This window comes from Neisseria sp. CP9 (genome assembly GCF_047758525.1).
In the GTDB taxonomy this organism is placed as follows: Bacteria; Pseudomonadota; Gammaproteobacteria; order Burkholderiales; family Neisseriaceae; genus Neisseria.
Genome location: NZ_CP180502.1, coordinates 1,222,172 through 1,235,757, shown reverse-complemented (window position 1 = coordinate 1,235,757; position 13,586 = coordinate 1,222,172). Strand labels below are relative to the sequence as shown.

Below are 13,586 nucleotides of genomic sequence, written 5' to 3'. Positions count from 1 at the left end.
ATGCCTTTACGTTGCGGGCGTTGGCTGCGCGATGGGAAAACAAACTATAAATAAGATTTTAAATAATAAATAGATGATTATATTGAGTAGTGCATTTGCTTGTGTATAACTTTGATTCCTTTTTCAGTTCAATGAGTTGAATGTAGATTTTGGATGCGGATAAACCGCTGTTTGCCTTGTTGGCAGATGTGGATAATTTTGAAATCCGGTTTGGTTTTGTGTATAACTTTCCGGCTATACACACAGCCTGCCGGTTTTATACCGATCTCAAACGGAACTGTATGACGAGATAAAGAGTCCAATTGTTTTTCATGTTTCAGACGACCTTTTGCGTGTTTTAGCCCTGTAAAGGTCGTCTGAAAAATATCTCATTAAAAGGGAGCAGATATGAAATTTTCCTTTGGCTTAAACCTGTTGGCAGTTTTGGTTTTGGCGGCGTGCGCGCACCAGCCGATGCAGAAACCTGATGCCGCGCCTGTGCCGACGGCTGTGGATAACCATGCGCCGGAACAAGGGACGGGGCTGACCGAGCAGAAACTGATCCGCGCCAAGCATTACATGGCGGCGTCTGCCAATCCGTTGGCGACCGAGGCGGGATACGAGATTTTGAAACGCGGCGGCAGTGCGATAGATGCGATGATCGCCATTCAGACGACCTTGGGTCTGACCGAGCCGCAGTCTTCAGGTTTGGGCGGCGGCGCGTTTTTGGTGTATTGGGACAATAAGGCGAAAAAACTGACGACGTTTGATGCTCGTGAAACGGCGCCGAAAGCGGCAACGCCGGAGCTTTTTTTGGATGAGAACGGCAAACCGATGGGCTTTATGAACGCAGTGGTCGGCGGTCGTTCGGTCGGCGTGCCGGGGATTCCGAAGCTGCTGGAAGATGTTCACAAACGTTACGGCAAATTGCCGTGGGCAAGCCTGTTTGACAAACCGATTGCTTTGGCGGAACAAGGCTTTACGGTTTCACCGCGCATGGCGAAATCCATCGAGCAGAATCTGGAGCCGTTGCAACGTTATCCGCAAACCGCCGCCTATTTCCTGCCTGAGGGTAAGCCTTTGGCAGCGGGAACGGTGTTGAAAAACCCTGAATTTGCCCGCTCCGTGCGCCTGTTGGCGGAAAAAGGCAGCGCGCCGTTTTATCAGGGCGCGCAGGCACAGAATATTGTCCGTGCCGTTACCGGTGCTGTGGATAACCCCGGCAAAATCAGTTTGTCAGATTTGAAAAACTACCGCGTTATCGAGCGTCAACCGGTTTGCGCGCCTTATCGCGAATACGAAGTCTGCGGCATGGGCGCGCCAAGTTCGGGGGCGATTGCTTTGGGCGAGATTTTGGGCGTCTTGCAAAATCAGGATATGAAGGCGTTGGGATCGGAAAATATCCACAGTTGGCGCTGGATAGGCGATGCGTCGCGAATTGCGTTTGCCGACCGAGATCATTACATTGGCGATCCCGCGTTTGTCAACGTCCCGACCCGTGCCTTGATTTCTCAGGCTTACCTGAAACCGCGTGCCGAAGAAATCCGTCAATCCGACAAGGCGCTGGAAAACATTCAGGCGGGCAAGTTTGGCAAGAAATACGCGCAGGGCATGGCGGTAGAGCTGCCGTCCACCAGCCATTTGGTGGTTGTGGATAAAGACGGCAACGTCGTGTCGATGACGACTTCGATTGAAAACGCGTTCGGCTCGGGGCTGATGGCAAACGGCTATCTGCTCAACAATGAATTGACCGATTTCGCTTTCAACCCTGTCGGCACGGATGGTAAAACCGTTGCCAACAGCGTGGCGGGCGGCAAACGGCCGCGTTCTTCAATGGCGCCGACCATCGTGATGAAAGACGGCAAGCCTTATCTGGCAGTCGGTTCGCCCGGCGGCAGCCGCATCATCGGTTTCGTCGCCAAAACGCTGGTGGCGCATATCGACTGGGGCATGGACATTCAGGCGGCAATCTCCCTGCCGAATATGCTCAATCGCGGCAGCCAGTATGAAATCGAGGAAAAAACCGCGGCGGCGGACAAAGCGGCAGCATTGGAAAAACTGGGCTACAAAGTCCAAATCCGCGATTTGAATTCCGGCGTACAAGGCATTGTGATCGGCAAAGACGGTTTGCTCGGCGGTGCCGACCCGCGTCGCGAAGGTAAAGTCATGGGCGATTAATCACCGATCGGCTTGTGGATAAAAGGTCGTCTGAAATCCGAATTTGGGTTTTCAGACGACCTTTTTTATCGTTGGAGAAAAGCTATGGATAAAGTGTGTATAAAATTTGAGAAAAAATATAATCTTTTTATTTTTCAGAAGGATAGATTAGATAGCCATGTGGATAATCATGTCTGAAATATTGGCGGGAGATGGTTGTCTCGCTTGAAAGGTCGTCTGAAAACTTAAAATCAAGATTTCAGACGACCTTTATCCAATAAAAAGGCTGTGGATGATTGTTTATCCACAGCCTTTTTGTACGCTGTCTTATCTCAAGCCGCCGGCAGCTCGTGGAAGGCGGACGGCAAATTCTCATCGTCACCAAATTCCACCCATTCGTAAGCGGTTTCGTCCGCCAAAACCGCACGCAATAAAGCGTTGTTGATGGCGTGGCCGGACTTGTAGCCTTCGAATGCGCCGATAATCGGGTGTCCGACGATATACAAATCGCCGATGGCATCAAGGATTTTGTGGCGGACGAACTCGTCGGGATAACGCAAACCTTCCGGATTCAAAACGTCCATGTCGTCAATCACGATGGCGTTGTTCAAATTGCCGCCCAGTCCGAGATTGTGGGCGCGCATCATTTCCACTTCGTGCATAAAGCCGAAGGTGCGCGCGCGCGCGATTTCGTCGATGTAGGACTTGCCCGCGAAATCGATTTCAAAAGTGGGCGAGCTGCGGTTGAAAACCGGATGGTCGAATTCGATGGTCAGCGTCACTTTAAAGCCGTCATACGGCGTAAAGCGCACCCATTTGCCCGCTTCCTTGACTTCGACAGGCTTGAGGATTTTCAAAAACCGCTTTTGCGCCTTTTGATCGACAACGCCCGCATCTTGCAAAAGATAAATAAACGGCAGGCTGGAGCCGTCCATAATCGGGATTTCGGGCGCGTTCAACTCAATCAGCGCATTGTCGATGCCATAGGCAGACAGCGCGGACATGATGTGTTCGATCGTGCCGACGCGCACGCCTTTGTCGGTTACGATGGTGGACGACAGGCGCGTATCGTTGATGAGGTAAGGCGTAAGTTTGATGGTTTCGCCCATTTCGCCGTCCAAATCGGTACGGCGGAAGGAAATCCCGCTGTTTTCGGGCGCAGGGTGCAGGGTCAGCGCGACCCGTTCGCCCGAATGCAGCCCGACGCCGGTTACGCTGATGGATTTTGCCAAAGTTCGTTGCAGCATAAACCGCCTCCTTATTCAATAATTGGTTTGATGTTTGGATAATACGATAAAAAGGAAAAAATAATCTATTATTTTTAATAGTATTTGCTAATGTAGGTGTTTCAGAACCATAGATTTTTCAGACGACCCTTTGTACCGGTAAGATTATCCACAATATGCCGTGTAATCCGAGTGGAAAAATCCGATTTTATCCACAGAAAAATTCAAACGATTACAGATTATCCGACTTTGTTCTCACAAAAAACAGAACTTGAACGCAGCCTTTAAATGAATCCAACAAATTGATTATACAACCAGTAATAAGGTTATCCACAAAACGGGAAGGTACTCATCACCATCATCATTTTTTTAAATAATTACATATTAATTTTAAAAACAACCAAAATTTATCCCCAAATATGGGGACAAACCGTACCAATCTACATTTTCAGACGACCTATTTCACGGTTTTTTTATTTAAATCAAACATTTTAAAAGTAGCATCGTGTAATTCTAGGTAGTAGTTTTATTTCAGGCTACAATAGCCCTTATTGAAATTTATCCCTTTCCCTACTGACAGGAGTATCAAAATGAGCATCAAAGTAGCGATTAACGGTTTCGGCCGCATCGGCCGTCTGGCATTGCGTCAAATTGAAAAAGCCAAAGGCATCGAAGTCGTCGCCGTCAACGACCTGACCCCTGCCGATATGCTGCTGCACCTTTTCAAATACGACAGCACCCAAGGCCGATTCCAAGGTACTGCCGAATTGAAAGACGATGCCATCGTAGTGAATGGCAAAGAAATCAAAGTCTTCGCCAATCCGAATCCTGAAGAATTGCCTTGGGGCGAATTGGGCGTAGACGTCGTCCTCGAATGTACCGGCTTCTTTACCAGCAAAACCAAAGCCGAAGCCCACATCCGCGCCGGTGCGCGCAAAGTCGTTATTTCCGCGCCCGGCGGCAATGACGTGAAAACCGTCGTATATGGCGTGAACCAAGACATTTTGGACGGTAGCGAAACCGTCATCTCCGCCGCTTCCTGCACCACCAACTGCCTTGCCCCGATGGCGGCAGTCCTGCAAAAAGAGTTCGGCGTAGTCGAAGGTCTGATGACCACCATCCACGCCTACACCGGCGACCAAAATACCCTTGACGCACCGCACCGCAAAGGCGATTTGCGCCGCGCCCGCGCCGCCGCGCTCAACATCGTGCCCAACAGCACCGGCGCCGCCAAAGCCATCGGTTTGGTTATCCCCGAATTGAACGGCAAACTCGACGGCTCCGCCCAACGCGTCCCCGTCGCCACCGGCTCGCTGACCGAATTGGTTTCCATCCTCGAACGCCCCGTGACCAAAGAAGAAATCAACGCCGCAATGAAAGCCGCCGCCAACGAATCTTACGGCTACACCGAAGATCAAATCGTTTCTTCCGACGTCGTCGGCATCGAATACGGCTCGCTCTTCGACGCCACCCAAACCCGCGTGATGACCGTAGGCGACAAACAACTGGTGAAAACCGTCGCTTGGTACGATAACGAAATGTCCTACACCTGCCAACTCGTCCGTACTTTGGAATACTTCGCAGGCAAAATCTAAAAGATTTCGAATTGGATAAACCAGTCTGTGGATAAGTAAGAGAAAAGGTCGTCTGAAAATTTTTTCAGACGACCTTGTTTTTGCCTGCAATCTACTCCCTCTTCCGTCCGGCGGGAGAGGGCTGGGGAGAGGGTGGTTCTGTGGTTTGTACGAATTCAATTTGACCTAAACTCACAAAGCCACCCCCATCCTAACCTTCCCCCGCCGGACGAGGGAAGGGACAAATTGCCGTTGCAGCTACGAGTAGCGTGGGCTTTGCCCACGAAATAAAATGCAAGGACAACCACCCCATTCGAATGGTTAAACGGTAGGTTTCGTGGGCAAAGCCCACGCTACGGATTTGGTTTATCCTAAGTTCATTGAATAAGATTCGCTTTGATTAAATAAAAAGGTCGTCTGAAAACCATTTCAGATTTTCAGACGACCTTTCTGCATCCTTGTTATGCGGAGTAGTCCGTCAAATCACTTCTAAAACGAAGTAATTGCGCAGCTTGTCGTACACTTTGTCGGTTACGTTGATACAACCGTTGGTCATGATGCGGTCGGAGACGACATCGGAGGCGATGCGTTTCATGCGGTGTTCGGAAGGTTTGAGCGTCCAAACGCGGTGCAGGGCAAAGAGGAAGTCTTTTTCCTGCTTGAAGCCGATGACTTCGCCGCCGTAGCCGGGTTTGGAAGTCTTCATCAACTGCATGTCGAATTTGCCTTTGGGCGTGGTTTTACCGATGAGTACGGGGTGACACTGACCATCGTCGGCAAAGCACAGCTCAGCTTTGGCGGTGTTGACGATGACTTTTTTGCGTTGCATGTATTCTTTGGCGGCATCGGCTGCTGCAAAGCTGTTCAGCCCTGCCAGCAGCGATACGCCGAGGATGATTCTTTTAAACATGGTTTCCTATTATCTGCGGATGCGGTGGGGTGTTTCAGGCGCAACCTCACGGATGATGATTTGAGGTTCGGGCGCGGGTTGTGGGGCAACTTCTTGTACGGGCGGGCAGACGGCATCTTCCGGGAAGACGGCTTTCCAATGGAAGCTGCGGGCGTATTTGTGTTTGTCGAACAAGACTTTGTATTGGCAAGTGGTAATGCCTTCTACGTCAGAGCCGATGTGGGGGTTGGCGGGAACGCCTGGGGTGCGGAAGTGGAAGAGGTAGTTCCATTCGCGCACGCCGAACATACCTTCATCGTAGTGCGGACGACCGAGGATTTTGTAGATGTCGTCTTTACTCAGACCCGGTTTCATGAGTTCGAGTTCATCGGCGGTCGGGAATGTGCCTTGGTTTTTGTTAAAGGTTACGGAATAGGGTTTCGGGAAGACGGGGTTGTCTGTGGTTCCGTCGGCTTTAACGTGGCTTTTGCCGGCGCAGGCTGACAATACGGCTGCGGCGGCGAGGTAAAGGGCGGTTTTGGCAATGCGGGACGTTTTCATGGTTAATCCTTTTTGGTGGCGGCAGTTTTGGTCAGACCGCCTGTTGCATGGTCAAGATTCGATGTTATCCGTGCGCCGCCTTTTTCATTCTGATGACATTTATTGTCACTTTGTAACAATTTCATACGAACATAAATGGAAGCGATGATATATCGTCTTCAGGCAAGCGTGTGTTTGGCACGGGTAAAATCGCGTTACTGGTTGTTTCTTTTGATGTTTAATCAAATTTCGGGTGAAACGTAAATTTCTCGCTTGAATTTCATGCAAGTTTTATGCCAATTTTTTGAAGAGGTCGTCTGAAAACCATATTTCGCCGTGTAATTCGGTTTTCAGACGACCTTTTTGAATGGGAGCGGACACTAAAAATTTAAACAACGCTTATCCTGATAACCGTCGCACGATTTTCCTCAATTTGAAACCTGACTTCATAATCCTCTATATTCATGACGTAAATCCGTTCAGGAATATTTTGATAGGCGGGACGCGGGTCTTGGGCAATGCTTTGATTGATAAGGTTTTTGGTGCTTTCAGATAAATTTTCTGCGCCGATGTTTTCCAGCCATACGACTTCCAGCTCTTCGGGTTTGCCGCTGACGAAGCCGGATGAGGCGTCGAGTTTGGATTCGACAAAGGGGATGTAGGGCTTGATGTCGACAATCGGCGTGCCGTCGAGCAGGTCTGCGCCGCTGCAATAAAGGCGGACGGGTTTGCCGGTTTCGATGCGGTTGAGTTTTAAGAGTGATAGTCCGAGATGATTGGGGCGGTGAGGGCTGCGCGTGGCGAATACGCCCATTTTTTGTTTGCCGCCGAGCCGTGGCGGGCGCACCATTTGTGCCCAGCCTTCATCCAATACGCCGTGAAAGATGAAACTTATCCACACATAGTCGAAGTGTTCCAGTCCGCGTACACTGTCTGCGGTAAATTCGGGATTCAGCTCGATACAAACTTCTGCGGCGGGAACCAAACCGGGCTGGCGGGCGACGCCGAATTTCTGTTTGTAGGGCGAGCGGGCGGTGGCGATGGGGGCGATGGTGTAAGTCATGAGGATTGTGGACAAGTTTTTCGGAAAAACGTTATCTTATCACAGCCGGTTTTACCGCTTTTGGGCAGTAATTTGTTATAATACAGGGCATTTTAATCGCGTTGAAATGATGAGATGATTGTTTCCATTGATGTTGATGCACAAAAAACTTTTACGCCTTTGTGTCCTGACGAGCTGCCTGTGAACGAGGGGCATTTGATTGTCGAAGAATTGAATGCCCAAGCCGCTTTGGCGGATTTGCGCGTGATGACGAAAGATGCGCATCATGCGGCAGCGAAATGGCTTGTGGATAACCCTGTTGATATGTTGAAGCCGACAGGTTTGCCCGATGCGGATTTGACTTGGGTGGCTCATGCGATGGTCGGTACGCGCGGCTATGAATTGTTGGACGGGCTGCCTTCTGCTAAAGAATACGATTATTGCGTTTGGAAAGGCGTCGATCCTGAATTGCATCCTTACGGCGCGTGTTTTCACGATATCGAGGAAAAACTGAGCACAGGGTTGATTGAATGGCTGCGTTGTCAAAATACGGATACGGTCATTGTCGGCGGCTTGGCTACGGATTATTGTGTGAAAACAACGGTTTTGCAGTTACTCAAAGGCGGCAATTGGCAGGTTATCGTCAATGAAGCGGCTTGTCGCGGTATTGCGCCGGACACCATTGAAACGGCATGGCAGGAAATGCGTTCTGCCGGTGCAATCATCTTTAAAAACGCCGACGAAATTAAAAAATATATTAATAATCAATAATTTATAATTGTTTCACGTGAAACCCCCTTACTGAATATGAAAATTTTGCTTGTCCGCTTGTCCAGTATGGGCGATTTAATTCACACTTTGCCCGCAATTGAAGATTTAGCGCGACAATGCCCTGATGTGGAACTCCATTGGTTGTGTGAAGCCGGATTTGCGGATATTGCGCGCCTGCATCCGTTTGTGAAAAAAATCCATGTGATGAAATGGCGGCAATGGCGCAAACATCTTTTTCAAGCAGAAACTTGGCGGGAAATAGGTCGTCTGAAACAGGCTTTGCGGCAGGAAGCATTTGATTTTGTATTGGACAGTCAAGGTCTGATTAAAAGCGCTTGTTTCGCCAAAATGGCAAAATCCCCTATTTATGGTTTGGATAAAAACAGCGCGCGCGAGGGACTGGCTGCGCTGGCGTATGCGAAAACATACGCTGTACCGAAAGGGAAAAATGCTGTTTGGCGCAATCGTGAGCTGTTCGCCCAAGTATTTGGGTATGCAATGCCGGAAACGCAGGTATTCGGCTTGACCGTTCCCGAAGCAGGTCGTCTGAAAAATTTAGAGCAGCCGTATTATGCGGCTTTGCACGCGACCAGCCGAGACAGTAAGTTATGGCCTATGGAAAACTGGCGAGCATTGCTGCAAAAGCTGAATGAAGAGCAACAATGCAACGTTTATCTGCCATGGGGAAATGAAGCTGAAAAAGCGCGTGCCGAACAGATTGCAGATGGGCTGCCGTTTGCCATCGTGTGCGACAAAATGAATTTATTGCAGGCAGCGTATCTGCTTAAACACGCGGTCGGAATTGTCGGCGTGGATACCGGTTTGCTGCATTTGGCAAATGCCTTGGAAAAACCTGTGGTCGGCATTTATACCGATACCGATCCGATTAAAACAGGCGTTCAGGTTTCGGCTGTTGCAAAAAATTTGGGCAATATCGGGCAGATTCCGACCGCAGATTTGGTTTATCAAACGCTGATGGATTGTGTTGCAGCAGACAAAGGCTAAAGGGTCGTCTGAAACTGATATAGCGCCTGATATTTTTCAGTTTGTTAAGCATAAGAATGTATATCTACCAGCCTGAGTAAATGCTTTAAAAATGGTATAATCGGCAAGCATTATCTGAAAGATTTCTGAATGAATTCGTTTTTAAGAAAAACGGATTTGATTTTATAGAGAAGAAGGTTTGGCTTCGCTGAATAGTGAAAGCAACGTTCTTTTTAGGAGAATTCAATGAAAGCACTGGTCGCAGTAAAGCGCGTAGTGGACTACAACGTCAAAGTTCGTGTAAAAGCCGATGGTTCGGATGTGGATATCGGCAATGTCAAAATGTCGATGAACCCGTTTGATGAAATCGCTGTGGAAGAAGCCGTCCGTTTGAAAGAGGCCGGAAAAGTAAGCGAAATCGTAGCGGTTTCTTTGGGCGAGAAAAAATGCGAAGAAACGTTGCGTACAGCTTTAGCGATGGGTGCCGACCGTGCCATTCATGTTGAAACCGATGCGAAATTGGAGCCGCTGGCCGTTGCCAAGCTGCTGAAGGCCGTTGCGGACAAAGAGAATCCGCAAATTTTCTTTTTGGGCAAACAAGCGATCGATGATGATGCCAACCAAGTGGCGCAAATGCTGGCAGCTTTGCTGAATGCGGCGCAAGGTACGTTTGCCTCCAAAGTACAAATTGAAGGCGACGAAGTACAGATTGTGCGCGAAATCGATGGCGGTGAAGAAACCATAGCATTGAAATTGCCCGCTGTGATCAGTGCGGATTTGCGTTTGAACGAGCCGCGCTTTGTCAAACTCCCCAATATTATGGCGGCAAAGAAAAAACCTTTGGAAAAACTGGCGCCTGCCGATTTGGTTGCCGACATTTCACCTCGTCTGAAAACAGTAAAATTCGCAGAGCCTAAAGCGCGTCAGGCAGGCGTAAAAGTAGCAAGTGTTCCCGAATTGATTGAAAAATTGAAAAACGAAGCCAAAGTGATTTGAGGAGACTGAAATGAGCGTATTGATTATTGCTGAACACGACAACAAACAGTTGAATCCTGCCACTTTGCATGCTGTTACTGCTGCCGCCAAACTGGGCAAAGTCGATTTATTGGTTGCCGGAAGCAGTGCATCGGCCGTAGTGGAGTCCGCGAAGCAAGTAGCCGGGGTGGAAAAAGTTTTGGTTGCAGATGCTGCCCATTATGCTGAAGGTTTGGCTGAAGAACTGGCTCCGCTGGTTGTCAAATTGGCGGCGGATTACCGCTATGTTGCAGCAACGGCAACCACATTCGGTAAAAACCTTCTGCCCCGCGTAGCCTCCTTATTGGACGTACCACAAATTTCTGATTTGACCGAGATTGTGGATAACACGACTTTTGTGCGCCCCATTTATGCGGGTAATGCATTTGAAACCGTGCAAGCCGATTCAGAAAAATTGGTGCTGACCTTCCGTGCGACGGCTTTTGATGCAGCAGCAGCGCAGGGTGGTCATGCTGAAACAATCAATGTTGAAGCAACCCCTGCTCAAAATCTGAGCCGTTTTGTGAACCGCCAGCTTTCTCATTCCGATCGTCCTGAGTTGACTCAGGCAAAAGTCATTGTTTCCGGTGGTCGTGCGCTGGGTAGTGCGGAAAAATTCAATGAAGTGCTGACACCGCTGGCAGATGTTTTAGGTGCGGCAATCGGTGCATCCCGTGCGGCAGTTGATGCCGAATATGCGCCAAATGACGTGCAAGTCGGACAAACTGGTAAAGTGGTTGCGCCGCAGCTCTATTTTGCAATCGGTATTTCAGGTGCGATTCAACACGTTGCCGGTATGCAAGACAGCAAGGTGATTGTTGCAATCAATAAAGATGCTGATGCGCCGATTTTCAATGTAGCCGATTACGGATTGGTTGGCGATTTATTTGAAATCGTTCCACAATTAACAGAAGTATTGAAAAATTGATGTTTCACGTGAAACTTTCAGACGACCTTGTTATTAATGAGGTCGTCTGAAAACTTTTCAGCATGATTACGACTTATAAGACCATTACTTCCCCGACGCAGGCTGAGTTTAAAGATAAAGGCAGCCGTTTTATTGCATTTGCCTATCCGATTCGGACATTAGCTGATGTGAAAAAATACCTCGATCCGTTAAAGGAAGAGCACCATAAAGCGCGACACTGGTGCTATGCCTATCGTTTGGGTGTGGATGGCATGCAATTTCGTGCCAACGATGATGGAGAGCCGTCAGGAAGCGCTGGGCGACCAATTTTGGGACAGATTGATTCGGTGGGTGTAACCGATGTTTTGATCGTGGTCGTGCGCTATTTCGGCGGTACTTTATTGGGTGTTCCCGGTCTGATACATGCGTATAAAGAGGCAACGGCTCAAGCGTTGGCAGTTGCGGAAGTAGTTGAAAAGAATATTGAAAAAACCGTTTGGCTGAGATGTGAATATCCGTTTTTGAATGAAGCGATACGCATCGCTAAACAACATCAGGCGGATATATTGGAGCAGGATTTACAGTTGGATTGCCGATTGACGGTAAGTTTGTCGTTAGCAAATTATGAGGCCTGTGTTGCGGCTTGGAAGAATACACGGCAGATTGAAGTAAACACAGAAAAGCCTTTTGAATGAAAGGTCGTCTGAAATGCTTTGTGATGGTATTTCAGACGACCTCTTTGCTCATTAATCTTCTTCTTGTGTATATCTGTTCAAGGCATCGACGCTGGAGCGCAAATATAACCAAGCCAGTTGATGGAATTCGCCCAGCGCGTTCCATAGCGCGTCTTCACTCATAATGCTGTATTCGCCTTCCGTACGAAAATCCAGTTCTGCTCCGTCTTCAATAGCCTGATGACACGCCTGATATTCGTGGGTATAGAAATTATCCATATCGCGAATCAAAGCGACGGCATGTTTCCAGCGTTTTAGGTCTTCTTCCAATTGCGGTAGCAAATGACACCATTCGCGGTATTTGCTTTGGATTTCATCAATACGTTTTTGCATGGTTGCTTGTCCTTTTTTAATTTTGTGGATAAGTTGAATAGGTTTCAGAGTGGAATGAAGTGGTCTATTGTTTGATTCCACCAAAATTTCTTCGAATGGGACAATAGTCCCCTTGTGTCGAGTTTTCGTTAAAAGTACATATTTGTCAAGGAGATGGCATGAAACTGCTGGTTATCGGTAATGGCGGTCGCGAACACGCGCTGGCTTGGAAATTGGCGCAGTCGCCCAAAGTGGAAACAGTATTTGTTGCGCCCGGTAATGCCGGTACGGCGATTGAACCCAAGTTGCAAAACATCGCCTTGACTGCGCATCAGGATTTGATCGAATTCTGCCGCAAAGAAAATATTGCTTTTACCGTCGTCGGCCCTGAAGCGCCTTTGGCGGCGGGTATTGTGGATGATTTCCGTGCCGCAGGGCTGAAAATATTTGGTCCGACACAATATGCGGCGCAGTTGGAAAGTTCTAAAGATTTCGCCAAAGCATTTATGGCGAAATACAATATTCCGACCGCGCAATACCAAACCTTTGAAAACGCCGATGCTGCACACGATTACGTCAATCAGAAAGGTGCGCCTATCGTCATCAAAGCCGATGGTTTGGCGGCAGGTAAAGGCGTGATTGTGGCGATGACTTTAGATGAAGCGCATGCCGCGATTGACGATATGCTGCTGGGCAACAAAATGGGCAATGCCGGCGCGCGCGTTGTGATTGAAGATTTCCTGCAAGGCGAAGAAGCGAGCTTTATCGTCATGGTTGATGGCAATCATGTGTTGCCTATGGCGACCAGCCAAGACCACAAGCGTCTTTTAGACGACGATAAAGGCCCGAATACGGGCGGTATGGGCGCGTACAGTCCCGCGCCTGTGGTAACGCCCGCCGTGTACGAGCGCGCGATGAACGAGATTATTTTGCCGACCATAGCGGGAATGAAAGCGGAAGGGTATGAGTTCACCGGCTTCCTGTACGCAGGTTTGATGATTGATCAAAGCGGCGCACCCTATACGATTGAGTTTAACTGCCGTTTCGGCGATCCCGAAACCCAGCCGATTATGAGTCGTCTGAACAGCGACTTGTCGGATTTGGTCGAAGCGGCAATAGACGGCAAACTCGATAGCATAACAGCGGAATGGAACCCGCAAACTGCCGTAGGTGTAGTGCTGGCGGCGCAAAATTACCCCGAAACGCCCAAAAAAGGTGAGGTTATTTCCGGTCTGGATGCAGCCAACCAAATCGGCAAAGTTTTCCATGCAGGCACAACGGCAAACGAGAAAGGCGATGTATTGACCAACGGCGGTCGCGTATTGTGTGTCGTAGGATTGGGTGACGATGTAGCTCAAGCCAAAGCCAAGGCGTATAGCGCATTGGAAAAAATCAGCTTCGACGGTATGCAATACCGTAAAGACATTGCCGACAAAGCCATCAACCGTTAATCAAAG

At 48.9% G+C, this 13,586-nt stretch carries 13 protein-coding genes; 8 read left to right on the top strand and 5 right to left on the bottom strand.

What is annotated here, in order from left to right; genetic code table 11:
* Positions 1 to 387 precede the first annotated feature (387 nt).
* Positions 388 to 2,157, top strand: coding sequence for a gamma-glutamyltransferase (gene ggt, locus ACMYUL_RS05865; RefSeq protein ID WP_415772551.1), 1,770 nt, complete (start codon positions 388 to 390; stop codon positions 2,155 to 2,157).
* 311 nt (positions 2,158 to 2,468) lie between these two features.
* Here ggt and lpxC read toward each other — a convergent pair whose 3' ends face one another.
* On the bottom strand, positions 2,469 to 3,383 hold the full coding sequence (gene lpxC, locus ACMYUL_RS05860) for a UDP-3-O-acyl-N-acetylglucosamine deacetylase (RefSeq protein WP_009312558.1): 915 nt from the start codon (positions 3,381 to 3,383) through the stop codon (positions 2,469 to 2,471).
* A gap of 569 nt (positions 3,384 to 3,952) precedes the next feature.
* On the opposite strand from lpxC, the gene gap reads away from it, so the two are divergent.
* A complete protein-coding gene (gap, locus tag ACMYUL_RS05855) occupies positions 3,953 to 4,957 on the top strand; it encodes a type I glyceraldehyde-3-phosphate dehydrogenase (protein WP_003755815.1) in 1,005 nt (334 codons plus the stop codon).
* A gap of 457 nt (positions 4,958 to 5,414) precedes the next feature.
* Here gap and ACMYUL_RS05850 read toward each other — a convergent pair whose 3' ends face one another.
* The 3 genes from ACMYUL_RS05850 to tsaA form a co-directional block, all read right to left on the bottom strand.
* A complete protein-coding gene (locus ACMYUL_RS05850) occupies positions 5,415 to 5,846 on the bottom strand; it encodes a hypothetical protein (RefSeq protein WP_003755816.1) in 432 nt (143 codons plus the stop codon).
* 9 nt (positions 5,847 to 5,855) lie between these two features.
* Positions 5,856 to 6,386, bottom strand: coding sequence for an outer membrane protein assembly factor BamE (locus ACMYUL_RS05845; RefSeq protein WP_070514219.1), 531 nt, complete (start codon positions 6,384 to 6,386; stop codon positions 5,856 to 5,858).
* Positions 6,387 to 6,753: 367 nt separating this feature from the next.
* A complete protein-coding gene (gene tsaA, locus ACMYUL_RS05840; protein WP_415772893.1) occupies positions 6,754 to 7,428 on the bottom strand; it encodes a tRNA (N6-threonylcarbamoyladenosine(37)-N6)-methyltransferase TrmO in 675 nt (224 codons plus the stop codon).
* A gap of 114 nt (positions 7,429 to 7,542) precedes the next feature.
* Here tsaA and ACMYUL_RS05835 point away from each other — a divergent pair, with 114 nt between their 5' ends.
* From ACMYUL_RS05835 to ACMYUL_RS05815, 5 genes are all read left to right on the top strand, one after another.
* A complete protein-coding gene (locus ACMYUL_RS05835) occupies positions 7,543 to 8,178 on the top strand; it encodes a nicotinamidase (RefSeq protein WP_070514221.1) in 636 nt (211 codons plus the stop codon).
* A gap of 36 nt (positions 8,179 to 8,214) precedes the next feature.
* A complete protein-coding gene (gene waaC, locus ACMYUL_RS05830; RefSeq protein ID WP_070514222.1) occupies positions 8,215 to 9,183 on the top strand; it encodes a lipopolysaccharide heptosyltransferase I in 969 nt (322 codons plus the stop codon).
* 225 nt (positions 9,184 to 9,408) lie between these two features.
* A complete protein-coding gene (locus ACMYUL_RS05825) occupies positions 9,409 to 10,158 on the top strand; it encodes an electron transfer flavoprotein subunit beta/FixA family protein (protein WP_070514223.1) in 750 nt (249 codons plus the stop codon).
* Positions 10,159 to 10,168: 10 nt separating this feature from the next.
* Complete coding sequence (locus ACMYUL_RS05820) at positions 10,169 to 11,104, top strand: electron transfer flavoprotein subunit alpha/FixB family protein (RefSeq protein WP_070514224.1); 936 nt, start codon at positions 10,169 to 10,171, stop codon at positions 11,102 to 11,104.
* Positions 11,105 to 11,166: 62 nt separating this feature from the next.
* A complete protein-coding gene (locus ACMYUL_RS05815) occupies positions 11,167 to 11,778 on the top strand; it encodes an IMPACT family protein (RefSeq protein WP_070514225.1) in 612 nt (203 codons plus the stop codon).
* 51 nt (positions 11,779 to 11,829) lie between these two features.
* Here ACMYUL_RS05815 and ACMYUL_RS05810 read toward each other — a convergent pair whose 3' ends face one another.
* Positions 11,830 to 12,150: a DUF4298 domain-containing protein gene (locus ACMYUL_RS05810; RefSeq protein ID WP_415772546.1), complete on the bottom strand. Its 321-nt coding sequence runs from the start codon at positions 12,148 to 12,150 to the stop codon at positions 11,830 to 11,832.
* 158 nt (positions 12,151 to 12,308) lie between these two features.
* Between ACMYUL_RS05810 and purD the strand changes: the two genes are divergently transcribed.
* Positions 12,309 to 13,580 (top strand): phosphoribosylamine--glycine ligase, encoded by a 1,272-nt coding sequence (gene purD / locus ACMYUL_RS05805; RefSeq protein ID WP_070514227.1) that lies wholly within the window; start codon positions 12,309 to 12,311, stop codon positions 13,578 to 13,580.
* Positions 13,581 to 13,586 lie beyond the last annotated feature (6 nt).

Excerpts from the sequence above, each read along its gene's own strand:
- ACMYUL_RS05835 (WP_070514221.1), top strand. The coding sequence starts at position 7,543 with ATGATTGTTTCCATTGATGTTGATGCACAAAAAACTTTTACGCCTTTG.
- ACMYUL_RS05825 (WP_070514223.1), top strand. The coding sequence starts at position 9,409 with ATGAAAGCACTGGTCGCAGTAAAGCGCGTAGTGGACTACAACGTCAAA.
- ACMYUL_RS05850 (WP_003755816.1), bottom strand. The coding sequence starts at position 5,846 with ATGTTTAAAAGAATCATCCTCGGCGTATCGCTGCTGGCAGGGCTGAAC.
- ACMYUL_RS05820 (WP_070514224.1), top strand. The coding sequence starts at position 10,169 with ATGAGCGTATTGATTATTGCTGAACACGACAACAAACAGTTGAATCCT.
- tsaA (WP_415772893.1), bottom strand. The coding sequence starts at position 7,428 with ATGACTTACACCATCGCCCCCATCGCCACCGCCCGCTCGCCCTACAAA.
- ACMYUL_RS05815 (WP_070514225.1), top strand. The coding sequence starts at position 11,167 with ATGATTACGACTTATAAGACCATTACTTCCCCGACGCAGGCTGAGTTT.
- ggt (WP_415772551.1), top strand. The coding sequence starts at position 388 with ATGAAATTTTCCTTTGGCTTAAACCTGTTGGCAGTTTTGGTTTTGGCG.
- waaC (WP_070514222.1), top strand. The coding sequence starts at position 8,215 with ATGAAAATTTTGCTTGTCCGCTTGTCCAGTATGGGCGATTTAATTCAC.
- purD (WP_070514227.1), top strand. The coding sequence starts at position 12,309 with ATGAAACTGCTGGTTATCGGTAATGGCGGTCGCGAACACGCGCTGGCT.
- lpxC (WP_009312558.1), bottom strand. The coding sequence starts at position 3,383 with ATGCTGCAACGAACTTTGGCAAAATCCATCAGCGTAACCGGCGTCGGG.
- ACMYUL_RS05845 (WP_070514219.1), bottom strand. The coding sequence starts at position 6,386 with ATGAAAACGTCCCGCATTGCCAAAACCGCCCTTTACCTCGCCGCCGCA.
- ACMYUL_RS05810 (WP_415772546.1), bottom strand. The coding sequence starts at position 12,150 with ATGCAAAAACGTATTGATGAAATCCAAAGCAAATACCGCGAATGGTGT.
- gap (WP_003755815.1), top strand. The coding sequence starts at position 3,953 with ATGAGCATCAAAGTAGCGATTAACGGTTTCGGCCGCATCGGCCGTCTG.